Below are 24271 nucleotides of genomic sequence, written 5' to 3'. Positions count from 1 at the left end.
CGCCTCCTACTTCCTAGCCCGAATGACAGCGGCGTATACAGAGGTCGGCCGCAGCGGCACGCCCTGGGCCCACTGGTCCATCGGCACCGCCCGGTCACGGCACAGGATATTCTCCGGCTCGAACACGCTGTTGATGGCATCGTAGCCTTCTCCGGTGATTTCGTATAAGATCGTCTCGTCCGCTGCGTCAAAAGCCGTCAGGTCCAGCACCGCGTTCACTTCCTCCAACCCGCGATTGACGATCAATACGGTAACAGAATCGCCAGCCCCGTTCACGCCCGCCGTGACGTCCAGCTCCGGCAGCGCCTCCAGCGGCATCGCTGTCTGCTTGAGCGCAGGTACGGCAAAGGTGTCGCATTCCGTCCTCACGGGGAGGATATGACGCAGCTCGCGGTTCGCATACAGCTTCAGCACCTCAAAGGTCGGCGTTCCGTAGACATCGAGCGGGCGTCCGCTATAGCCTGGCTGTTTGCCGCAATACTGGTCGGCATAATAATCGCCGACGCGGATGCAGCCGCCGAGCCAGCCGTTCACCAGATCGGAGAAGCTTCCGATGTGCACCCTGTCGCTCCCGCGCAGCATCTCGTTGAGATTGGCCGCATTGGCGACCGCCGCGCCCAGCGTATGCTCGTTGGGCAGCCCTTTGCGGATCGTATTGGGATAGTACATCGTATTGTATTCCGTAATCGCGATGTTGACGTGCGCATGCTTCGGATCGGCAGCGATACTCGCGGCCGTCTCTGTCACATAATGCCGCGTGAACTCCGGAAAAGCGGCGATCGCCTTGTAGCGGTCTTCTGCAGGCGTGTCCCGGTTCATCCCGAACGATCCGTAGCCATGGTAGATGTGCAAGGTGAGATAATCGATCCACTCGCCCGCCTGCTCCAGCACCGGCTTGTTCCAGGCCTGATCGGTATGGCCGCAGGCCAGCAGCACGATGGACGCATCCTCCGCTTTCATGGCCTTGGCGAAGGCTACTGTGCGTGCAGCGAATGCTTCGGCGGAGCAGGTGCCGACCTGCCAAGCGCCCCACACCTCATTGCCGATCTCCCAATACTTCACGCCGTACGGCTCGGGGTGGCCGTTGGCTGCCCGCAGCGCGCCCATCGGCGTGTCGGCGCTGCCGTTGCAGTATTGGATCCACGCCGCAGCCTCGCTTGGCGTCCCGGATCCGTCATTGACAGAGATCAGAGGCTCCACGCCCAGCTCCCGGCAGAAGGCGATAAACTCGTCTGTGCCGAAATACTTGCTCGTCCAGCCTCCCCACGCTTCGTTGTACATGACCGGCCGCTCCAGGACGGGCCCGACGCCATGCTCCCAGTGGTAGGCGCTGATGTAGTTGCCCGACAGCCGCATCATGCCGGCATTGAGGTCCCGGGTCTTCTCCACGACCTCGCGCTTCACTAGCGCGATACTATCCGCAGCCAGCAGGGAGACGTGATCCAGCCACAGCATGCCGGTCGACACGTGATCCGCCCAACGGGGATGGTCTTCAGGGACGTAGATCCTCAGCTCGGCTTCTGCGCAGGCGCTTGACAACGACAGCGTCGTCTCATACTCGTGCCAGTTGTGGCTAGCCAGCTCGATAACCGCAGCGCCCAGTCTCTCCTCCGTACGGCGATCCACCGCCTCCACGGTCAGGGATGTGAGCTCCACCGACGCCCGGGCGACGATCTTCACTTGATAGTCGCCAGGTCCTTGGAGCGCAACTGGCTGCGCGATGCCGCCATACGCCTCGTCGTCGCTCAGCAGGCGGATGCGCTGAGCCCGCCCGGAGTGTTTAGGCGCCGGCGCTTCCAATGCGTATGCTGTATTGCGGCCGTTGGTGTAGGCGCGCCAGCTGCCGGATACCTCCTGCTTGGTTTCGGACTCGCTCTCGAAGTCCATATCCTTGAGCGGGAAGGCCAACATGGCTTCCATATGATCGCGGATATCCTCGACGAAGTGTCCGAACAAATAAGGGTTGACCGCATGGTCGCTCGCACTGCCGCAGTTGACGGTTATTTTTGCATGTTTACTCAAAACGAACCTCCTGTTGAACCATTAGTATTGTCGTCTTACCCTTTGATGGATCCGATCATGACGCCTTTGACAAAATGCTTTTGTACAAAAGGATACATAATCAGCACCGGCAAGCTGGACACGATGATGACCGCGAATTTGATGCTTTCGGCTAGGAGAATCTGTCGCTCCAGACCGACGCTGCCGCCGTCCATCTGCGACGACTGGCTGATCAGCAAGATTTCACGAAGTACCAGCTGCAGCGGATACTTGGCCTCGTCGCGGATATAAATCAAGGCGTTAAAAAACGAATTCCAGTGGCCGACGGCATAGAACAGCACCATGACGGCCAGAATGGGCTTCGACAGCGGCAGGATGATGCTGACGAGCAGCCGCCAGTTGGTGCAGCCGTCCATGTGGGCCGCCTCCTGCAGCTCCCAGGGGATGCTGGATTGAAAGTAGGTCCGCATGACGATGAGATTATACGTGGCGATCGCGCCCGGGATAATCAGCGCCCACATCGTGTCGACCATGCCGAGATCCCTGACCAGCAGATATGTCGGGATCAGGCCGCCGCCAAAAAACATCGTCAGCGTGATGAGTACCATAATCCCATTACGTAAAGGGAGATCAGGTCTCGACAACGGGTATGCCGCCAGGATCGTCATGACGATATTGATGGCCGTGCCTACGACGGTGTACAAAATCGAATTGCTATAGCCGGTCCAGATCCGGCCGTTCTCCAAAATGCTGGCATAGGCATCGACATTGATCCCCTTCGGCAGCAGCCATACGTCTCCGCGCAGTACGCTGGACGGGTCGCTGAACGAGGCGCTCACGGTAAACAAAAGCGGATATAAAACAATGATCATAATAATGGCGGCTATCCCATACACAATGGCGTCGAACAGCCGTTCATCCGACGGTGCGGACGTTATCTTCCCCTTATCCATGAAGAGGTCTCCTCCCTTACCATAAGCTCGTCTCCGACGTCTTGCGGGCGAACCGGTTGACCAGCAGCAGCAGCATGAGGTTGATCACCGAGTTGAATAGACCGATCGCCGCCGTATAGCTGTATTCGCCTTTCAAGATCCCCGTCGTATAGACGAATGTGGAGATGACGTCGCTGGATTCCAGGTTCAGATTGTTTTGCATGAGCAATATTTTCTCGAAGCCGACATTCATGAAATGGCCGACATCGAGGATCAGCAGGATAACGATGACCGGAATGATGCCCGGCAGCGACACATGCCAGATCCGCCGGAGACGCGAAGCACCGTCCATCTTGGCCGCCTCATACAGTTGGGGATTGACGCCGCTAAGGGCAGCGATGTAGATAATCGACTGCCACCCCATGTTCTGCCAGATGTTGGAGCTGATGAAGATGGTCTTGAACCAGCCGGCGCTCTCCATGAAGCGAACCGGCGTGCCGCCGAAGGCCTCGATAAGCTGATTAACCGGACCGGACGTCGGCGAGAGCATCGCCTGCAGGATGCCTACGATGACGACAACCGAGATGAAATGCGGGATGTACGTGATGTTCTGCAGCAGCTTGCTGAACGTCCGGCTTCGAATCTCGTTCACGATCAGCGCCAGCAGGATCGGGATCGGAAAGGCAATGAGCAGCGAGAACAAATTGATCGATATCGTGTTCCATAACAGTCGCCAGAAATAATAAGAGTTGAAAAAGCGCTCGAAATGGGTGAAGCCCTCCCAGGGGCTGCCGAGAATGCCCCTGGCCGGATTGAAATTTTTGAAGGCAATCTGCAGCCCGTACAGCGGGCCGTAATGGAAGATTGCATAAAAGGCGACCGGCAGCAGCAGCATGAGGTACAGATCATACCGCTTCGCCATCTTCTTCAGCAGACCCGTGCCTTGTTTTGGGCGGCCGGGCGCAGGGGCGGCCTCCGCGCGTTTAATCATGGTGCCCATGGATAGCCCCCTCCCTTTCTCCTGCAACGTTCGGTTTACTTGGCCATGTTGTCATAGGCTTCCTGGTACAGCTTTTCGAGTTCGTCAATGTTCATTTTCTTCAGCGTGGATTGGAACTCATCCCATTTATCAAAGCTGAGCGCTCCCACGATGAACTTGGTGCTTTGCTCTTCGAAATATTTGTCGATGTCGTTGCGCAGGATGTTCACCTGCTGAGCCGTCGCTTCATCGAACATCGGCGCCGCATAGCGGATCTCCGGCAAGTATGGCTCGAGCGCCTCGAAAGCTTCCTGCACTTGCGGCGGATTGATGAACGAGGCCACCTTATCGCTGATAATATGCGGCGCGCCGCCTCCCGCATAAGGGGTGATCCTCGCTTGGGCCTCCGCTACAGCGAGCAGCTCTTCCTTGTAATAAGGGATGCCGTCCTGCAGCTCGTAATGCTCGCCTTCGCGGCCGAAGCGCAGCAGTGTCGAGCCTTCGTCGCTGTAGAAGTAGTCGATCCAGCGCATCGTCGCTTCCGGATGCTGGTTGACCGAGGTGATCGCGAAAGCTCCGTAATCGCGCGGCACCGAGAGGATCTGGCTGTGCAGGCGGTCGCCGTGCGGACCTTCCGGCGGCGCGATGCCCACATATTGATCCTGGATCGACAGAAAGTTGTTGTTCGTCTGGTCGAAGAAATATCCCGTATTGCCCGTTCCCTGCTTGGCTAGATATTGCGCTTCCGTATGCGAGAACAGCTCCTGGTCAATCAGCTTTTCCGTATAGAGCTTGTTCAGATACATCAGCAGCTCCTTGTAGCGCTCATCGCCGCTCCAGATACGGACCTGGTCATCCTCCAGGTTAATGTTGTAGCCCAACTGCGAATCCAGACCGAATGCCCCGGCCATCTGGTTGACGATCGGCATGCCGACTCGCGCAGTCATCGGGATCTCGTCTGCCTCTCCGTTGCCGTTCGGGTCGCCGTCCCGGAAGGCTACCAGCACCTCGTACAGCTCATCCGTCGTCGTCGGTACATCCAGACCGAGCTTATCCAGCCATGCCTGGTTGATCCATCTTTTGTCGGTGCGGGCCGAGCCCAGTGTCACGATGCCCGGGATCGCGTAGATATGACCCTCCGGCGTTGTGATGGCAGCGCGGATCTCCGGATACTCGTCCATGAGACTTTTTAGATTCGGGGCATATTCCTCGATCAGATCTTCTAGCGGGATCAGTTGTCCCGCTGTTCCGTAACGGATCGACTCCAGCTGCGACAGACCGGAGCGGTAGATGGCGTCCGGGAGCTCATTGGATGCAAACAGCAGATTTTTCTTTTCCGCGAAGCCATCGGTAGGCGTTTCGATAAATTCCACCTTGATATTGCTCAATGTCTCGTAATCCTGGAAGACGGGCATATCTTTGAAAGGTCCGTTTACGGGAGCGACACGGGTGAACATCTTCAGCGTAATCGGCGTTTCGACGATCGGGAAGCCCTCCGTCTTCACGCTGCTATCGGGCGACTCCCCGGGATCTGGGCTGCCCGTATTATTCCCGCCCTCGTTGCCGCCGTTGCTGCATCCCGATGCGATCAAGCTGGTGACGAGCAATGTGGCGAATGTGTATTTCCCCCACTTTTTTAGCATGCTTATAACCCTCCATACCTTCAATTCACCGCCTGAAAACCAAGCTTTTCTTGCAATTAACTGTAAGCGTTTTCTACCGGTGTGATTTTATTATAGTTCACTGCCCAGCACAGCAAATTACACATTTATGACTATTTACTCCACAAATTTTACCTCTTCTGTCCCGCCGTCTTGCCGGCCCCAAAGCGGCTCCAATACGCTTGCGGCGTCATGCCTGTCGCTTCCTTGAACACTTTGAAGAAATAATTGTGCGTAGAAAAGCCGACCTGATCACTGATCTGCTTGATCGAATATTGACCGCTCTCCAGCAGCCTTTGAGCCGCATCGACCCGCACCCGGTTCAAATACTCCGAAAACGTCGACTTCGTCTCCTCTTTGAAGATCCGGCTCAAATAAGACGCATTCAGGCCGATGAAGCCGGCCGCCAGCTCCAGCGTTACAACCGTCGAATACTGATCCAGAATGAAAGCGATCGCCTGCGATACATGGCGGGAGTAAACCCCTGCCGCAAGCCGCTCCTTGAGCACACGCAGCAGTACACTGTAATAGGACTGCAGCCACGCCTCCAACTCGGCGACGCTGCCGAGCCGGCTCAACTCACTGCGCGGGGGCAGCTGGTCCCGGTCTGCAGCTTCGGACAGGGACACGCTGCCCCTATTCAACGCCTTGTCGCCAATGTGCAGCAGCTCGCTGACGATCCCCTGTACGGCATGCGAATGGAGCGGCAGCGCGTGCAGCGGTTCGAACACTTTGGCGAGCAGGCGCTGTGCTCCCGGACCATCCAGCCGCTCGATGGCGATCAGCAATTGCTTCTGCTCTTCGATGGTGAGCGCCGTATGACGCTCCCGCTCCCCGCTCCCTGCCACCATGCCGACACTCCTGTCGAGCGCCCGCTCAGCCGCAGCGTAGCTCTCCCTGAGCTTCGACAGGCTCCCGCACGGATGACCGACCGCATAGATCGATTTCAAGTTCAGGTACAGCTCCAGGGAATGAGCAAGCTTGCTCATAGCTCGCGCCGCCTCGCTGGCTGCCGCATGCTCGCTTCGTTCCCGGAAGGAGAATACGACTGCGATGCGCCCGTTCTCTACATAAGTCGCCGTTCGTTCACGGATGTCTCCAAGACTTTGCTGCATCAGATCGACGGCTTGCTGGACCAGTCTGTTCGTCTGCACATCGGTATTGGATTCCGTCAGCAGCAGGAACGGCACGATCTGCAGGGTCGCTGCCGTGAATAACGCGGCCTGAGGGTACAATTCATGCCGCCATGCTCCTGATTCCCGCCCATGCGCGGCCGATTCCTTGCCTCTGACAATATCCGTGATCAGCTGCCGGACCGCTTCATCTCGGAAGCCGGTCGTCTCCCCGTCTGCTGCGCCTCCTTTCTGCTCGGAACCAGCAGTCTCATCCGATCGCTTCTCTCTTATCGCCTTTTTCAGCAAGGCCAGGAGCGTCTCCCCGTCAAGCCGGTGCTTCAACAGGTAATCGACCGAACCGATCTTCAAGCAGTCCCGGACATAATCATAATCGTCATAGCTGCTGAGCATGATCGTCTGAATCGACGGGTACCGCTCCTTGATTGTCCGATTCAGGTCTACGCCGTTCATTCCCGGCAGGTTGACGTCCAGGATGGCAATGTCGGGCGGCGCGTTCCCGATCATCGTCAGCGCCATCTCTGCGTCCTGGGCTTCGCCGCATATTTCAAACCCATGGCTGCTGTAATCCAGCAAATACCGCAGATCATTGCGAACCAGTAATTCATCGTCCACCAGAAGAATTTGGAACATTAGCCCACCCCCTCTTTTCCAGGAACCGCTCCCCCTAATTTAGGAAGCCGTATTTCAACGTTGGTGTACATCCCCAGCTCGCTGTACACCTTGATGCCATAAGGTCCTTTGAATTCATGCGTAATTCTCTCATGAACGTTGCGCACGCCCATGCTGCTGAACCGGGAAGAGTCACCCGCCTTGCTGTGTCCGCCAAGCAGCTGATCCATCTGCTCCTGCGACATGCCTTTGCCGTTGTCCGATACTTCGAGCATCAGATCGCCAGCATCCTCGTATACGCGGATGGTTACACAGCTGCCAGCAATGCTCGACCCGATACCATGCAGGACCGCATTCTCCACGATCGGCTGGAGCGTAAGCTTCATCATCGAGCAATCCAGCAGGGAGGGATCATCGATCTCCTCATGAAGCGTTATGGGCTCCATGTATCTGTACTTGACGATCGCCAGGTAATTGCGGACATAATCCAGCTCCTCCCGCACCGTCAAATATTCATTTGAATTGCCGAGCACTCCTCTCATCAGATCGATCAGCGCCCCGGAGACCTCCCCGATATTCGACGTCCCGTTCAGCTTGGCCAAGTATTTAATCGTATTTAATGCGTTGTAGAGGAAATGCGGACGGATCTGCGCCTGAAGCGCGGTCAGCTCGGCCTTCCGCTTCTCCTGCTCACTGACGCGGATGCCTTCGAGCAGCCGTTTCAATTCCTCTATCATTCCGTTGAATACGTGGTACAACTGCCCGATCTCGTCCTTCGTCGCGATCTCCTTCTTTGGAAAAGTCAGATTGCCGTCCTTCACCAGCATCATCATCGATTTCAACCGCCTAATGTTAAGCGTGATGCGCGAAGACACCTTTAGCGAACCGATCAAGACGATCAACAGGACGAGAACGGACGCCTCAAGGATGATCCGCCGCAGATTAGCCGACTCGGTGAGCAGCGAATCAAGCGGAATGAGTGCGAGCGTCGTCCAGCCCGTATATCCGGACTGCCGGCTCACCACGATGTACGTCCTGCCGTCAATCGTTTTTTGAGCCGCCTCGCCTCCACCGCTTTCGGCAAATTCCCGCTTCATATCGGCGACCTGATCTTCCGAAGGGGCAAAAGACGGCATTTGATCGGATTGGTAAACGAATCTATCCTCTTGGTCCAGTACGTAAAGCATGCTGTCGGCCGTCGGCTTCACCCCATAAGTTTTGCGGATGAACTCGTAGTTCAGATCGACCAGCACCACGCCGATCGTCTCCCGGTCGTACCGGATCTCACGCCCTACCGAGATCGTCTCGGACCCTCCCTCCTGCTTGAGATAGGCATGACGCGAGCCATTGCGCAGGATGTAGTCCATCATCGGCGTGTTGAGAAAGGTGCGGTCCAGCCACGGTCCACCGGAGAAAAAGACCTTCCCGTTCAGGGCGACAACCGCTATCCGTGTGATGTAGGGTTTATAAGTAATCAGAGACGACAGAAATTCCTCGATGCGCTTTTGCTCCAGGAACCATTCGTGACTGATTTCCTCCGATGGACTAAGCAACGTATCGATGACTGTATTTTTGTTGATGACGACGACCGTGTTCAGCCGATCGATCTCCTCCAGCATCATGTTCAATGATTCGTCGGCTTGACGGATACTGTCCGACACCGAAGTCACGGCATTGGACTTGATCGTCTCGCGCATATTGAAATAGACGATGCCCGAGACAGAAAAAATAGAGAGGAGCGCGACCAGGCTAAAGGCCAGGAATATTTTCCCCTGAATACTCGAACTAGGCGACATCCATCGCCTAAGAGCGGATAACTTCATCAAAGACAACACCTGCTTCTTCATTTTTGAAATCGCTTTCAAAAACTGCGCAAACGTGGTTATACCCTTTTCTGCCGCAAAGCCCGCGGCGATTGTTTATAGTACATTGTAAAAGCCCGGGTGAAGGCATACAGGTTGGCATAACCGAGCGATAGTCCGATCTCCGTCACGGAGGCGTCGGTCTCAAGCAGCAGCCCCCTGGCCTTCTCCATCCGGATCTTCTGCAAATACTTCATCGGGGAAACTCCCGTCTGGCCAGTAAACACGTGGGTAAAATACGAGCGGTGCACGCCAGCGAAATCCGCGACCTGCTGGACCGTAATCCCTTCGCTTGCATGAAGCGCCATATACTCCTCGCATTTGCGGATCCAGCCTGCAAGCTCCGTGTCGTCTGCCGGCTCCTCATGCAGCAAGGCCGCGAACAGCCCGTACAACAGCCCCTGCAGCTCAAGCGCCGACGACGGATGCCAGCGCTGAGCCTGCTCCAGCGCATCGATGAGCGCATTCACAGCCGCGTCTACCCTCGAAGTGACAGCGGCCCTTACGAACGGTTCTTCTGCCGAAAGCCCCGCCAGCGCCAGCAGCTCCTCTGTCCTGCCGCCGTCCATGGCCAACCATCGCATCTCCAGCGGCCGCTCCGCCTGCACCAGCTTGTAATGATACGTCTGATTCGGGAACAAGCAGAAGAGGTCCCCCTTTGCAAGCTCGACCTGCCGTCCAGCATACTCGAAACGCAGCTTTCCTTCACGCACGACATGCAAGCTGTAGCATTCGATTCTCTTGGGCCCGACCTCGTAATTGGGTTTAGCCAGGGATCTTCCGGCCCGGACCGGCCACAGCCTGACTGCCTTGTCCAGCTCCCCAGGCGTGTAGTAGATAAAGTCCGCATATTCATAATCGTATTCTCGCATAGCTGCCCTCCTTCAATTACCTAACAAATTACCATTAATGGATACTCCATCATCTTATACCCCAGCACCAGAATAACCATTAAAAATGGTATATGGATTCATAATAGTACTAAATCACATTTTCGTAAAGCCAACATAATGATATTTTTAGTGGAATCATCAAAGGCAGTTCCAAACGGCGCTGCATCCTTTGGGCGGCGTCCATGAAGGGGGGCCGACCCCGGCGCTGCAAAGGAAAAAAGTGCGTTGCAGCGTGCCGATCCGCCGAAGTGGGAGCAGTAAGGGAAGAAAAGTGCGCTACTGCGGGACGGATCGCCGACTCAGGGCAAGTTTGTCAGGAATAGCGCCTACTGTGTACGTTGGGGAGGGCTAGATGTTTACGGACCCAGTAGGCGCTATTCACGCATAATGCTTGAAAGTGGTGTGGCTGCGGACAGACGATCCGTTATCTGGCCGGCGGACACGTGTAACCATTGGTTAGTTGGGGAATAGCGGATCTGCTGTCCGATAAAGTGGCAGTCCGCGCCTACTTGTCAGGAATAGCGCCTACTGTGTCCGCTCGTGGAACGCCACAATGTAGAATGTTGCATAGTTTTCTAAACCAAGGTGAAACGGCTGTCGCCGTGTGCTTACGATGCCAGTTTTATGAGAAATAAAAGTAGCTTATAAAATTAAAAAAGACCGCCAACTGCCTGGCTAGGCAGAATCGGAGGTCTTATGGCTTGTCCAACTATTGATTTTGCAGCGCCTCTGGATACACGACGGTGTTGAAGATCTCGCCGCTCCCCTCGTCCTTGACGTTCACGGTCACCTTCTGCTCGTCGGTCTGGCGTCCTTCCATCATTTGGTGCATCATGCCCTGGATGCCCAGCCCCATCATGACAAAGGCGTCCATACTGTTCTCAAAGGCAGCCTGGTCGACCGTCAGCGTATATTCGCTGTACGTCTCATTGATACTGACATCCTTCACCGATGGGAATGTGCCGTCATTCAGCAGCTCTTCGGCATAGTCGGCGATGCCCTGACCGAGCTCGGCCAGCATCTCTTCGTGATTGGCCTTGGACATCGTATACGTCACTGAGCCATCCTCGTTGATGACGGCTTCCTTGACTCCCTCCTGCTTGGCCTGCTCGATGACCTGGTCCATATCCTGATCCTCGAACATGCCCGCCGGCAGCGTAATCTGGACATCCTTTGACTTGGTGTCCGCCCCTCCGGCCGCGCTGGTGTGCGCGCTGTTCTCCTGATTCCCCACATTGCTTGGCGCTTCGCCGCCGCAGCCCGATACGATCAGTGCCGCCGCGAGCAGGATGCCTGCTGCTTTTTTCATTGTACGATTGACTCCCCTGTTTTCTTATTCTGGATGCATCATGCTCCATAGGTATTAACGGTCGGAAGAGATGGAAAGTTGATACCGACCTCATGCTTGCGCATATTGATCTAGCGAATCAAACTCACCAGCAGGAAAAAAATCAAAAGAAAGATGAGAAAAACCAACGTTGGCGGTGATTGCAGTCTGGCTCCACAATGCGGGCAGACCTCGGCCGTGCTGGCAATTTCTTTTTGGCAGACTTTACACGGAATTAGACGGGCTTTCGTTCCCGGCTTAATAGCCTTCATAACCATACGTAGTGCACCTGCTTTCGGGCCGATGTGGAGCCGCCCCGGCCTTACTCTCGGGGTACTCCAAATTATGGGTGAAGCCGTTCTAGTATAATCCTGTCTCCTTTATCTTGCAAGGGGCCTTACCCATCTCCTAGCTTGGTGGACTGATATCCATAGTGAAGTCATCAGCAGCAGCTCGAAGACATTGGTTGCTGCCGAGCTCTCAATTGGCAGTTCGATTGCACTGCCGACCAGCATCAACAGTGTTCCGATGAACAGCCATGGACTCTTGCGTCTGCGCCACAGGACGATACCGGCTGTGAACAACGGGATAAGCACCAGAATGACCATGATGGGGGGCCCGGACGAGTCGGCAGCCGTATAGCGCAGCGCGCCGTATTCATAGACCGCTTCCAATGAAGTGCCGATCGTCTCATACAGCAGCTCAAGCACGACCAGCGCCAGTGTGAATACCCACGCCGCGGCACGGGCGAACGTCGAGCGCGCCCATCCGCTGCCTGCTCGGACGATCAGATCGTAGGCCACCAGCGTCAGCAGCGGCGTAAAAAGGGCGTGCGTCCAAAAGCGGGTTAAGCTTAGATGCTCCAGTAGCGCCCCCTCACCGATCCAGCGGCCCAGGCCGATCAGCACGTTATCCCACACCAGCCCGGCCGTTACGACCAGCAGCAGATAGCGAAGTCCCGGCTTGGCATCTCGCATGAGCAGTATAATCCCCCATCCAAGCAGCACAAGATATAAAGCCGCTAGGATCAAGAACAAGATGGAATCCATTTGTGAGCACCCGCTTTCCAAAAGGTTGTACACGTTATTACCCCGGAAATAGTAATCGCGCACATCACTCTTAGTGTTTCCAATAGGTGCTGTAAAGCACGATAATTTGCCGGCTATTAGTGAGGGCGGATGCTGCAGCAACCCTTTCGGCACAATCGCTGGCTTGAGTTGTTGCAGCGATCCTTTCTGCCGCTGCTGCGGCGCAATCGGCGGCTTGAGCTGCTGCAGCAACCTTTTCTGCCGTTACTGCGACGCGATCGCCGGCTTGAGCTGCTGCAGCAACCTTTTCTGCCGTTACTGCGGCGCAATCGGCGGCTTGAGCTGCTGCAGCAACCTTTTCTGCCGTTACTGCGACGCGATCGCCGGCTTGAGCTGCTGCAGCGATCCTTTCTGCCGCTGCTGCGGCGCAATCGGCGGCTTGAGCTGCTGCAGCAACCTTTTCTGCCGTTACTGCGACGCGATCGGCGGCTTGAGCTGCTGCAGCAACCTTTTCTGCCGTTACTGCGACGCGATCGCCGGCGCGGGCTCGTGCAGCGACCCTTTCTGCCGCTGCTGCGACGCGATCGCCGGCGCGGGCTCGTGCAGCGACCCTTTCTGCCGCTGCTGCGGCGCAATCGGCGGCTTGAGCTGCTGCAGCGACCCTTTCTGCCGCTGCTGCGCCGCAATCGCCGGCGCGGGCTCGTGCAGCGACCCTTTCTGCCGCTGCTGCGCCGCAATCGCCGGCGCGGGGCTCGCGCAGCGACCCTTTCTGCCGCTGCTGCGGCGCAATCGCCGGCGCGGGGCTCGCGCAGCGACCCTTTCTGCCGCTGCTGCGCCGCAATCGGCGGCTTGAGCTGCTGCAGCAACCCTTTCTGCCTCTGCTGCGGCGCAATCGCTGGCTTGGGCTCGTGCAGCAACCCTTTCTGCCGCTGCTAACGCCCTCTCTTCTCCGCTACCGCCCCCGCTTGGCCTTCTTGCACACCAGCTTGTATTTCTTGCCGTAGGCTCTCCCGTATCGGACGATCCGCCGGATCATACTCTGGTCCTCCAGCAGCGTGAATGGCGCGGCATCCGGGATCGTGTTGGCCTCCAGAATCCATGGCTTCAGCTTGCGGTCGACAGCAAAGTCCATGCCCAGCTCGTGGATGGGATGTGCCTTGGCATGCAGAGCCTTCACCGCTCGCTTCCCCAGTTGATCCATCAGCCGATACAGTCTTCTTCGCTGACCCGGTCCGGCATGCCGCCGCAAGACTCGGTCCGTAGCGTAGATGGAGCCGCCCTGGCTGCCATTGGTCACCACCTTGCGGGGATGCGCCACTCTTGTAAATGTGCCCGTTGTCTCCAAACCGCCTTGAGGTGTCCGTTGAACCATCAGCCGGATATCGAAGGGGCGGCTATTGTACCTCAGGAGCCTGATTCCCTTTTGGACGACGTGGCGTTCTCCCCCCATCTGCTTGCTGATCGATGCATAAGCCTGCTCATATGTGGCAAATGACCATTTGCGCTCGCCCAGCTGATACCAGTACCGGTGTTTTCCCGTTGCGTGCTTCTCCATCCGCATGACGCCTCTGCCCTGCGATCCGCTGTCCGGCTTGACATAGACCATGCCGTACTGTGACAGCATGCGGTATAGCCGCTGCTTCGTCACCCGATAAGTTGGCGGGATATGCTGCCGGAGCATCTTCTCCCTGCGCATAAGCGCAGTTTTGTACCCTTTGCCTGCAATCTTGCGTGCCATGCTCGCGCCTCCTTTGCTCGTTTCCTTCAGCATACGTTCAAGGGAAACATTCGATGTAGGCGGCTGACGTTACGGGAGGAATCATTTGGCCATATCCTTATTTAGAAGGCTTAGCCACTACAAACACGAGGAGGCTTGCAGCAAAATGATGCATCCCCAGGCGCTGCAGCATCAGCTGGCCCGCCTCACGCAGCTGCACCCCGGTTATGGCGCTCTGCTCGCAGAGCACGGGGTTCAGCCACTCACAACAGCCGCATTGACGGAGTTGCCCCTTCTGACGGCGGAGCGTATGGAGAGGGCCTACTATCAGCAGCCTCCGCCGGCCGCAGCCGGGCTTACCCTCTATCGGACCTCCGGAACCTCCAGCGGCGTGAGCAGGACGATCTATTATTCTCCGGAGGATGAGACACATTACCTGACGGCCAAAATGGCCAGCTATCGCACCTGGCTTGAAGCCTGTCCCCGGCGTTTCCAGGTGCGCAGGGCGTTTGCGGATGTCGGTACCGGACATGCCGCCAGTACGGCGCAGCAGATTTTCTCGGCGTTGGGCATGCAGACGGAGTCGATTTCGTTTGCCGAGCCGATCGAGGTGCACATCGCCCGGCTCAGAGCCTATCGGCCAGAGCTGCTCTACACGATGCCCTCTATCCTGGAGGCAATCGCCCGGGCCTCCGGCGATCCCGCATCGCTCGGACTCCGCAAGATCATCCTGGTCGGCGAGATCGCTCCCGCTGCCTGGCAGACCAATATGGCTGCGCGTTTCGGTATCGGCACGTTCGACATCCTCGACACATACGGTTCCATCGAGGTCGGCGCCATCGCTTCGTACTCGCACCGGCACAACCTGTATCTCTTCGCAGAAGGGATCTACGCCGAGACGGTGCCTGCCGAGCAGTTGGACCCTTCCTTTGAACCGCTGGAGGCTGGCGAAGGCGTGCTCGTCCTCACCTCGCTGCAGCGCAGCCTGTTCCCCGTCATCCGTTATGTCACTTACGACGTTATACGCGAGTTTTGCACCGTAGAAGTTGACGGCCAACCCCGTCAAGCATTCGGCTGCGTCGCCAAGCGCATCGGCAGCGAGCTCAAGCATGGCGAGAAAATCAGCTTGTACGATATCGAGAACGTCGTGCATAGTCTGTTGGGGGATGCCGAGCTGCGCGTCCGCGTCCGCGACAACAAGCTGACCGTCCGCATCCGCAGCCAGTCTCTCACGGACGAACGCCTGGAGTCGATCAGACACGGCATCGAGCACAAGATTCCTGCGATCGGACAGATGATCGAAGGCGGGATGCTGGAGCCTATCGAGGTGATCCCTGCATCGGAGCATGAGCCGTGGGAGCAGGGCCCCATAAAATCAAAAAAATTGTATCGTTAGGAGGCCGAGCGCTGATCATGACCCAAGACTGGATGGCCTGTATCGGCCATACGCCGCTTGTCCGGCTCTCCCGCCTGTTCCCCGGCGACAGGGACATCGCCGTTTACGCGAAGCTTGAGATGATGAACCCCAGCGGCAGCGCCAAAGACCGCCCCGCCGCGCAGATCATTGCCGCAGCAAGAGAACAAGGCCTCATCGGTCCCGGCTCGGTCGTCATCGAGTCCAGCTCAGGCAATATGGCGATCAGTATGGCTGCCATCTGCTCCCGGCTGGATATGCGCTTTATCAGTGTGATCGATCCCCGGACTACGCCGCAGAACATCCACATCATGCAGGCCTACGGAGCGGAGGTCGAGCTGGTGGAGCAGCCGGATCCCGCGACCGGCGAGTTCCTGCCGGCCAGGCTTGAGAGAGTCCGGCAGCTCTTGGCGCGCATCCCGAACAGCTATTGGCCCAACCAATATGAGAATCCCAACAACTATATGGCGCATCGGGACGGAACAATGCGCGAGGTGGCCGCCGAGCTCGACCGGGTCGACTGCATCTTCGGCGGCGTCAGCACCTGCGGGACGCTGCTCGGCTGTGCGTCCTATGTCCAGGAGCACCGGCTGGACACCCGGATCATCGCCGTGGATGCCGAGGGAAGCGTCATCCTGGGCGGCGAGAAAGGCAGGCGCCTGTTCCCCGGCCTGGGGGCAGGCATCGTCCCGCCATTTGGCCATACCGCCTTCATGGACCAAGCCGTCCAGGTCCCTGAAGCTGCTATGGTCGCCGCCTGCCGCCGGCTGGCCCGGCGCGAAGCTATCCTGGCCGGTCCCTCCTCGGGCGCCGTGATCTCCGCCCTGGAGCGCTTGTACCCCTCGCTGCCGGACGGCTCGGTCTGTGTCGCCATCCTCCATGACCGCGGCGAACGCTATATGGATACCCTCTACAACGATGCCTGGGTGGCGCAGCATTTCGGGGGTCTTGTGTAGGGGCAGTGGAGCGGAGCAGTGTGAGGGATGGAGCGAGTGCCCCGCTTAAGGGTTGGATTCGCACGCAACCGGGCCACGAGGAGAAATAAGCGGATCCCACCACCTTTACCGAATTCAAATTCTTTTTGCCCTTACTGAGCGAAGTAGATGCTAATCGCAGGCTGTTGAAAAATGGCCGGAGAGGCACAGAATCGAATCTGGAGAAGCGGAGCTTATGCTTACGAAGTCGCTTTCTTGCAGAAAGCGTGTGAGTCCCCGGATTTCACCCCTAAAAAGGGTAAAAATCAAAGAAATCTGGGGACAACAGCGATCGGAAGATCGATCCGTGACTGTAGGCTTTCTTTTGAGGGCAGCCTGTAATCGGCAATTGGATCTGCAAGCGGCCTCGTGGGCACAAAGCTTGAGTATGAAATATCGTGTTCGTTTAAGCGAACTGACGCAGAATGGCTCATTAAACACGATATTTCGTGTTCAATGAGCCTTTTAGAGCAGAAATCGCCAAACGAATATGATTTTTCACGTTCAATGGGTTGATTTGTTTCGGTTCGTTCCATCGAATACGATTATTCCGCTTCAGCCCGCCGGGCCATCGTTGTACTCGCAATCAGATCCATATGAGTTTTCATGACAGAATTCTAGTATTATCTCTATCGTTTCGATTGCCTATCTAGTTGGATGAGCTTATAATGACCCTAACAAGGAGGTCGTACTATGAACCCAAAAACTACGCTGTATTCCTTTAACAAAAAAGGACTCGCCTGTATTTTGAGCGTTGCGCTCATCGGATCGGCGCTCGCTATGAGCGGCACGGCAGCGGCCACAGACCATAACGCCGGGGTGCGTACTCTCTCCTCTACAGTAAGCAGTAAAGCTGTCCATGTCGTCATCGACGGAAGCCGCCGCTCTTTCCCGCAACCGGCGATTATTAAGGATGGAAGGACATTGGTTCCGCTCAGGGGAATCTTTGAAGCACTCGGCGCATCTGTTAGGTGGGACCAGGCGACGCAGACCGTAAGCGCCACCAAAGAGAATACGACGGTTATCCTGAGGATCGGACAGTCAACAGCAAGTGTGAACGGTCAGACCGTAACGCTCGCTGGACGAGCCGAAGTCATTGGCGGGTCGACGATGGTGCCGCTTCGCTTCGTATCGGAGGCGCTAGGGGCCAATGTCCATTGGGATGCCAGAACTTCTACTGCCATCATCCATACGGGAACCGGTGGGGCAGGCTCGGAGCCGGCTCAAGAAACACCGGGCGGGGAGACCACTTTTGCAACGCAGGTGGCTAATCTCGTCAACGAAGCTCGCAGCCAGGCCGGTCTATCGCCCCTGGCCTTCGATCAGGATCTGGCCCGTGTGGCGCTCGACAAAGCCAAGGATATGAAGGAAAATAATTATTTTGATCATGAATCGCCGACGTACGGCTCGCCGTTCGAGATGATGCGTGCTTACAACATCACTTACTCGTATGCCGGTGAGAACATCGCCAGCGGTCAACGGACAGCAGAGGAAGTCACTACGGCCTGGATGAACAGCCCCGGTCACCGCGCCAATATTCTGAGTAAGAATTTCACCAAAATCGGGGTGGGCTATTACAATGGATATTGGGTTCAGTTATTTACGGGATAGGAATATCGGGATGATCAGCTGATCACATATAAGAGATACGGAGGTAACAAGGTGAACTATCGACAATTAGGCCGGACCGGCCTGCAGGTAAGCGAAGTCAGCTTTGGCACATGGGCGATCGGCGGCTCGTGGGGGGCAACCGACGACCAGGAGTCACTGCGGGCGCTGGAGACCGCGATCGACGAAGGCGTCAATTTCTTTGATACAGCGGACGTATACGGGGACGGCCACAGCGAACGCCTGCTGGCGCAAGCGACCAAAGGCAAGGAGGACCGGGTGCATATCGCTACCAAGTTCTGCCGCCGGGGGGATATCCATGACCCCGCCACGTATGCAGAGGAACAGGTGCGCGCCTACTGCGAGGACAGCCTGCGCAATCTGCAGCGGGAGGCGATCGACCTGTATCAGGTTCATTGTCCGCCGCAGGCGGTCCTGGAGGACGGACGGGTCTTCGAGGTGCTGGACAAGCTCCAGTCGGAGGGCAAGATCCGCGCCTACGGCGTCAGCGTAGAAAGCGCTGAAGAAGGCTTGATCTGCTTGCGTTATCCCGGAGTCCAGGCACTCCAGGTCATCTTCAATCTTCTCCGGCAGAAGCCGCTTGCCGAGCTGTTCCCCAAGGCGCATGCCCACGGTGTCGGCATACTCGTGAGGCTGCCGCTGGCGAGCGGTCTGTTGACCGGCAAATTCACCAAAGAGTCCCGTTTTGAGCCGGACGACCACCGCAGCTTCAACCGCAATGGCGAGAGCTTCAATGTCGGCGAGACCTTCGCAGGCCTGCCCTTTGAGAAAGGCGTCGAGCTGGCGGACGAGCTCCGCTGGATCGCCGAAGGCCGCGGCACGATGGCGCGCGCCGCGCAGCGCTGGATCCTCGATTCGCCGGAGATCAGCTGCATCATCCCCGGTTTCAAGAACAAGGCGCAGCTGCAGGAGAACCTGCTCACGCTGGACACCCCAGGCTTCTCTACGGAAGAACAGGAGCGGCTGCAGCGTTTCTACTCCGAGCAGGTCGCGCCGCATATTCGCGGGCCTTACTGATAAGACAAGCGGGAAGAAGCCGTCCCCGGGTTCAAAGCAGACCCGGTTGGACGGCTTTTATTTTGTTGGTGCTTCGGCAGCTACTCCTTACGCATCCCGAACTACGCGAAACCCCTGATCGGGACCAAAGCCGCTGGGGTCAAATTTGCCCCGAAACGAAATCTCATTGTTGCTGACATCACCCATCCAGCCGCCACCCTTCACGACACGCCACTTCCCGCGCTCGCTTTCCTGGTCCTCATGCCAGTCCCAGCACCACTCCCGGACATTGCCGGACATATCGTAAATTCCCAGCTCATTGGCTTTTTTGCTGCCGACGGCATGGGTTTTGTTTTTGTTATTCTCAATGGCCGGCCAGTTCCAGGCTCCCGTAAGCGGCTGATCGCCGGCATTTTCCCAATACCAGGCGACTTCGTCCGCCTCATCGCTGCCGCTATACGTGTGCCCCCCGCTTTTCTGTCCACCGGCAGCCGCATATTCCCACTCCGCTTCCGTAGGCAACCGGTAGCCGCTCGCACCTTCATGGATCGTTACGCTCCATTTCAAAGGATCATACTCGTTTCGATTATCGGGATCCTGTCTCGTCTTGTCGATGGTGTAATACGGATCCAAGCCCTCCTTGACACTCCGTTTATTGCAATACTCCAAGACGTCATACCAGCTCACCATCTCTACCGGCAACTCGTCCCCCGGGAAGGCGGATGGATTATGTCCCATCACCTCCACCCACTCCTGCTGGGTGATTTCGTAAGCGCCGATGTAAAAGTCTTCCAATGTCATGCGACCGACGTCTCCGCCGGGCCCCGTCCCGTCAAACGTCCCTCCTTTTACAAATACCAACCGGTTACTGGCCTCCAATTTCCCGCTTGTCGCCGCCTGCTCCTGCGCGCACGCGGCGGCAGTTAGCGTCAGGACAACTACAAAAAGGACAACGCCTAGTTTTTTCATAGACAAATCTCCTTTGGATCGATAAGCTTAAGGAAGAGCGCGGAAGCAGACAAGGCTGCCGGCGGGCGAGGCCGACAGCCTTGGACAACTTGCATGAACGGACAGGCTTAGACGCTAGTCCGTCTACCGGTTACCACACCGTGACGTTGGAGCTTCCGCTGCTCTGATAGCCTTCCGTCGCCATCACCTGATACGACCAGTTGGAACCCAGATGCATGCCTCTGCTGGCCCAGGCATTGACATGGTTGGCAAAGGTAATCGATACGTTGCTTCCTGTCGGCCGTTTGGTCTGGCGGACGCTCCAGTACTGAGGGAACGTCTGCGTACCGTCGATCGATGGCGCATTGTAACGCATCGTTTGATAGATATCGTAAGTCCCGCCATCGCTCGTAACGGTACCCCTGTGCGTGCCGGTCGGTCGGTACGTGCCCCAGCTGTCGACGACATAATATTCGATGAGCGAACTTCGTGTCCAACCGTAGAACGTGAGGTAGCCATTGCCTGACGGAGCCCAGACGCCGGCATTGTAGTTGACGATCCGATTTGGCGTACCGTTGTGCCATCCTTTACCTACTACAAAATTCCCTGTATTGTACCAATTTACGCTATAGTTCCCTCCCGATCCGTTGACCGCATTAACCGTTCCGCCGCCGTCAGTCCAATTTTGCCAGTAATCCGTAGCCGCGCTTGAGGTTGCTGCGAATAAGCTCAAACCCATAGTCGCCGCCAGTAAGACAGACATCGCTTTTTTCTTCCACGTAATCATTGTTTTCCTCCTACGATTCGATTTTGGCAATCATCAGCTTCTACCCTTTCTCCTCTGCTACTCTCTCGGGTGTGCGTGACTTACCAGGTGCAAGTTTGCTTGACTATAAGTCTCTCTATCACCTCCTTGCTAAGGAAATTATAGAATGAAAGCGTATTCAAATACACCTAACAAATTATAGTTTTTACTCCAAAATTTTAACTAATCTATGTGAAGGATCGAATTTTCAGGGATTCAGGAACGGCAGATGGAGCTTGGGTCATGATTGTGTATCTGTTGCTTTTGCCTGATTCACCCTCGCTTCTATATGGTTAAGGTAAGGACAGGAACGAAAACCACTATTTAACTCAAGGAGGCGTTACACCATGGAAACCAACAACCGCTCCGTCGAATCAAAGGTGGATCAATCCTTGCAACAGATGAATGCCGGAGAGAAGGATGAGATCCTGCAAAACTTCGAAGAATTCAAAGGCTATCTGGGCAAACGAATCAACACAGCTGAGAAATTGGGCCTGAATGAGGAGCAGCTCGCAAAGGCTGCAGAGAAAGTGGCTGACTATCTGGCAGCACACGAACAGCCGCGCAACTCCGAAGAGCAGCTGCTGCAGGAGCTCTGGAAGGTAGGCACAAAGGAAGAACGTCATATGCTTGCGCATATGCTTGTGAGGATGGCGCAGCGCGCGAACTAAATAGATGTAAGAGAACCTTCTGCGTGAAGGTTCTCTTTTATATTTCCAGACAAAGGTCACGAGACAAACGATCAACGCCGCCACAGCCTAGCAACGCACATGCCTCCGCTTGCCTGTAGCATACAGCTGCTCTGCCAGCGGCGGGCTCGGGAGACTTGGTGTTGACGGAAGGACCTGCTGGTGCTAAGATGCAATTATCATGACAAAGGAGGATTGCAATCCATGACTCACTCGATGCGTTTAAGATGAGCTTGCGAATTGGGCTATCACCACTGAGGTGGGCTTATTTGCGATGCTTATTTTTACGTATGGTGACATAGATTGCGATTCCGACGGCTTTTTGTGCCGGCACCGCCGCGCGTTGCTCCTGACGGACGACGAGGCGCTTTGCCTGCAAGCCTTGTTTCGCTCTGTTCCACTTGCGTAAAATGATGCAGACCCAAGCCCCGTACGGACTTGCGTCTGCATTTTTTTGTGACCCTATACGCGTTGACCCGGCAAGCGGAGAACTGATGTTGAGCCCGCCTCTCGGTTCGAGCGCCGTGTCAATGGAGCGAACAAAGGAGAAGGTAAACCATGACAAATCCAAAATGGAAACAAACGTTTGCTTTTATTTTCAGCGGCCAAATCTTTTCGATCCTCACCTCTTCGATGGTGCAATTTGCAGTCATCTGGCATCTGACGGAGACGACAGGTTCGGCTGCCGTGCTCATGATCGCCGGCCTCGCCGGATTTTTGCCACAGGCGCTGCTGGGACCGTTCATCGGCGTCTGGCTCGACCGGTGGAACCGCAAGCTGACGATGATCGTCGCCGACAGTGCGATCGCATGCTCCAGTCTGATGCTGGGTGCCCTATACTTGTGGACCGAACCCAGTCTGTGGCTCGTCTATGCCATTCTGTTCATCCGTTCCGCCGCATCTGCCTTCCATGCGCCTTCGTTCCAGGCCGCGATCCCGCTGATCGCACCCGGGGATCAACTGACCAAGGTAGCCGGCTGGCATCAACTCGTCTTCTCCGCCTCCAACATCCTCGGACCCGTGCTCGGAATCGCCGTCTACTCGGCCGCTTCCCTTGGCGTTGTCTTATTCCTGGATGTTGCGGGAGCACTGCTCGCCAACCTGATGCTGCTGCTCGTAAAGATACATCAGCCGCAGCAGGAGGCGGTCCGTACACCTTCATTCCGTCAGGAATTCGTCTTGGGCTGGCGCTCGTTCATCGCCGTCCGTCCCGTCGTCATAGTGACGGGTGCAATGGCGGTCTTTAGCCTTGTATTCATGCCGATGGCCATGCTGTTCCCGCTGATGACGCTGTCTCATTTCGGACGCGGGGGATACAGCGCCAGCTTGATCGAAGCGGTCTTCGGCATCGGGATGATCCTTGGGGGCGGGCTGCTATCCGTATTGGCTTCGAAGTGGCGGGATACGACTTATATGAGCCTGAGCCTGGCGGCGATCGGCACAACCTGCATCCTGAGCGGTTTGCTCGGCAGCGGGGCGTTTCCGGCATTTGCTGTTCTCTGTTTCCTCATGGGCGCCGCGGCGCCGCTCTTCAACGGCCCGTACATGGCGATGATCCAGAAAGCCTACGAGCCCGAGCTGCTAGGTCGCGTGCTGTCGCTGGTGACCAGCATCGGCTTGTTGTCTTCGCCAATCGGGCTGGCACTCGCAGGACCAGTCGCCGAACGCTTCGGCGTGCAAAGCTGGTTTCTCGGCTCAGGAGTCGTTGTGGCCTTGATCGGGTGCTGGTTATGGCTCAAATTTCGCAAGGTATCTCATTAAGAGGAGGAAATCATATGGATGTACAACATACGATAAGCAAGACTACCGAGGTGCTGAAAACAGTCGAAGGTATCCAGGCGATCGTACTCGGCGGATCGCGAGCCCGCGGCACGGCCCGTCCAGAATCTGATATAGATATCGGCATCTATTACGATGCTGCGCAAGGACTCGATCTGGCCTCGCTGGAGGGGCTCGCTGCAGCCTTGGATGACCAAGGTCGCGCACATCTCCTGACCCCACTCGGAGGGTGGGGGCCGTGGATCAACGGCGGAGGTTGGCTGACGACGGACGGCTTTCCTGTCGATTGGCTCTATCGCGATCTTCAGCGCGTGTCCCGGGTCATCGACCAGAGTCTTAGAGGAGAGGTAACGATCGATTATCAGCCGGGGCATCCCCATGGTTTTATCAATGCCATCTATGCGGCGGAGATCGCCTGGTGCCGGATTCTGTGGGATCCCACGGGCCGTATCGAACAGCTGAAGTCCACACTCTTTCCCTACCCGCGGGCGTTGCAAAAGGCGATGATCGAGAAATTCCACTGGGAGGCCGACTTTGCTCTCATGAACGCCGAGAAAGGCATCGCAGCACACGACAGCTCCTATGTCGCGGGATGCTGCTTCCGGGCTGTCGCATGTCTGAATCAAGTCTTGTTCGCTCTGAACGGGACCTACTGGATGAATGAGAAAGGCGCGGTGGCAATCGCCGCCGCCTTTTCCCTCGCGCCGAGCCAGTACGTCCGCAGAGTAAATAAGATTATAAGCAGCGTGTCTGCGGATCAAAACGCATTGCGCGACGCTTGCCGCCAGCTGGGCGAGCTCATCCGGGATACGGAGAAGCTGGTCCAGGCAGAGAGCTGCGATGACCGGGGCAGCGTGTAAGCAAGGAATGCGGAGTATTCGCAGCCAAGTCC

At 56.6% G+C, this 24271-nt stretch carries 20 protein-coding genes; 7 read left to right on the top strand and 13 right to left on the bottom strand.

What is annotated here, in order from left to right; genetic code table 11:
* Positions 1–6: 6 nt before the first annotated feature.
* The 11 genes from ABC336_RS22465 to ABC336_RS22415 form a co-directional block, all read right to left on the bottom strand.
* The gene (locus tag ABC336_RS22465; RefSeq protein ID WP_413240766.1) at positions 7–2022 is read right to left on the bottom strand and encodes an alpha-L-arabinofuranosidase C-terminal domain-containing protein; all 2016 of its coding nucleotides are present in this window, start codon (positions 2020–2022) and stop codon (positions 7–9) included.
* 35 nt (positions 2023–2057) lie between these two features.
* A complete protein-coding gene (locus tag ABC336_RS22460) occupies positions 2058–2954 on the bottom strand; it encodes a carbohydrate ABC transporter permease (protein WP_413240765.1) in 897 nt (298 codons plus the stop codon).
* 16 nt (positions 2955–2970) lie between these two features.
* Positions 2971–3933, bottom strand: coding sequence for an ABC transporter permease (locus ABC336_RS22455; RefSeq protein ID WP_413240764.1), 963 nt, complete (start codon positions 3931–3933; stop codon positions 2971–2973).
* A gap of 35 nt (positions 3934–3968) precedes the next feature.
* Positions 3969–5555: an extracellular solute-binding protein gene (locus ABC336_RS22450; protein ID WP_413240763.1), complete on the bottom strand. Its 1587-nt coding sequence runs from the start codon at positions 5553–5555 to the stop codon at positions 3969–3971.
* Positions 5556–5704: 149 nt separating this feature from the next.
* The gene (locus ABC336_RS22445) at positions 5705–7339 is read right to left on the bottom strand and encodes a response regulator (RefSeq protein ID WP_413240762.1); all 1635 of its coding nucleotides are present in this window, start codon (positions 7337–7339) and stop codon (positions 5705–5707) included.
* Positions 7339–9141 carry a cache domain-containing sensor histidine kinase gene (locus tag ABC336_RS22440; RefSeq protein WP_413240761.1) on the bottom strand — a complete coding sequence of 601 codons (1803 nt, stop codon included), beginning with the start codon at positions 9139–9141 and terminating at the stop codon, positions 7339–7341. Before ABC336_RS22440 ends, ABC336_RS22445 begins: the two co-directional genes overlap by 1 nt.
* Before the next feature lie 59 nt (positions 9142–9200).
* A complete protein-coding gene (locus ABC336_RS22435; protein WP_413240760.1) occupies positions 9201–10052 on the bottom strand; it encodes a helix-turn-helix transcriptional regulator in 852 nt (283 codons plus the stop codon).
* A gap of 730 nt (positions 10053–10782) precedes the next feature.
* Positions 10783–11382 carry a hypothetical protein gene (locus ABC336_RS22430; RefSeq protein ID WP_413240759.1) on the bottom strand — a complete coding sequence of 200 codons (600 nt, stop codon included), beginning with the start codon at positions 11380–11382 and terminating at the stop codon, positions 10783–10785.
* A 398-nt stretch (positions 11383–11780) separates the two neighbouring features.
* On the bottom strand, positions 11781–12449 hold the full coding sequence (locus ABC336_RS22425) for a hypothetical protein (protein WP_413240758.1): 669 nt from the start codon (positions 12447–12449) through the stop codon (positions 11781–11783).
* Between the two features lie 70 nt (positions 12450–12519).
* Positions 12520–13269 carry a hypothetical protein gene (locus ABC336_RS22420; RefSeq protein ID WP_413240757.1) on the bottom strand — a complete coding sequence of 250 codons (750 nt, stop codon included), beginning with the start codon at positions 13267–13269 and terminating at the stop codon, positions 12520–12522.
* Positions 13270–13380: 111 nt separating this feature from the next.
* Positions 13381–14166, bottom strand: coding sequence for a YheC/YheD family protein (locus ABC336_RS22415; RefSeq protein ID WP_413240756.1), 786 nt, complete (start codon positions 14164–14166; stop codon positions 13381–13383).
* A gap of 145 nt (positions 14167–14311) precedes the next feature.
* On the opposite strand from ABC336_RS22415, the gene ABC336_RS22410 reads away from it, so the two are divergent.
* The 4 genes from ABC336_RS22410 (at position 14312) to ABC336_RS22395 (ending at position 19179) form a co-directional block, all read left to right on the top strand.
* Positions 14312–15541, top strand: a complete 1230-nt coding sequence (locus ABC336_RS22410; RefSeq protein WP_413240755.1) for a phenylacetate--CoA ligase family protein — start codon at positions 14312–14314, stop codon at positions 15539–15541.
* Between the two features lie 17 nt (positions 15542–15558).
* Entirely contained in the window at positions 15559–16515 is a 957-nt protein-coding gene (sbnA, locus tag ABC336_RS22405) for a 2,3-diaminopropionate biosynthesis protein SbnA (protein ID WP_413240754.1), read from the top strand.
* A gap of 711 nt (positions 16516–17226) precedes the next feature.
* On the top strand, positions 17227–18144 hold the full coding sequence (locus tag ABC336_RS22400; protein ID WP_413240753.1) for a stalk domain-containing protein: 918 nt from the start codon (positions 17227–17229) through the stop codon (positions 18142–18144).
* A gap of 51 nt (positions 18145–18195) precedes the next feature.
* Positions 18196–19179 (top strand): aldo/keto reductase, encoded by a 984-nt coding sequence (locus tag ABC336_RS22395; protein ID WP_413240752.1) that lies wholly within the window; start codon positions 18196–18198, stop codon positions 19177–19179.
* Between the two features lie 87 nt (positions 19180–19266).
* Here the strand turns inward: ABC336_RS22395 and ABC336_RS22390 are convergent, their stop codons facing one another.
* Entirely contained in the window at positions 19267–20127 is an 861-nt protein-coding gene (locus tag ABC336_RS22390) for a formylglycine-generating enzyme family protein (protein WP_413240751.1), read from the bottom strand.
* Positions 20128–20257: 130 nt separating this feature from the next.
* The gene (locus ABC336_RS22385; protein WP_413240750.1) at positions 20258–20893 is read right to left on the bottom strand and encodes a glycoside hydrolase family 11 protein; all 636 of its coding nucleotides are present in this window, start codon (positions 20891–20893) and stop codon (positions 20258–20260) included.
* 365 nt (positions 20894–21258) lie between these two features.
* Here ABC336_RS22385 and ABC336_RS22380 point away from each other — a divergent pair, with 365 nt between their 5' ends.
* The 3 genes from ABC336_RS22380 (at position 21259) to ABC336_RS22370 (ending at position 24239) form a co-directional block, all read left to right on the top strand.
* On the top strand, positions 21259–21582 hold the full coding sequence (locus ABC336_RS22380; protein ID WP_413240749.1) for a DUF3243 domain-containing protein: 324 nt from the start codon (positions 21259–21261) through the stop codon (positions 21580–21582).
* Between the two features lie 576 nt (positions 21583–22158).
* A complete protein-coding gene (locus ABC336_RS22375; protein WP_413240748.1) occupies positions 22159–23361 on the top strand; it encodes an MFS transporter in 1203 nt (400 codons plus the stop codon).
* Positions 23362–23375: 14 nt separating this feature from the next.
* Positions 23376–24239 (top strand): nucleotidyltransferase domain-containing protein, encoded by an 864-nt coding sequence (locus ABC336_RS22370; protein WP_413240747.1) that lies wholly within the window; start codon positions 23376–23378, stop codon positions 24237–24239.
* The last annotated feature ends 32 nt before the right edge of the window (positions 24240–24271 follow it).

The organism is Paenibacillus jepli (genome assembly GCF_047238105.1).
Lineage (GTDB): Bacteria > Bacillota > Bacilli > Paenibacillales > Paenibacillaceae > Paenibacillus_D.
The sequence above is the reverse complement of the archived record's forward strand: the minus strand, read 5'-3'. Positions and strand labels throughout refer to the sequence as shown.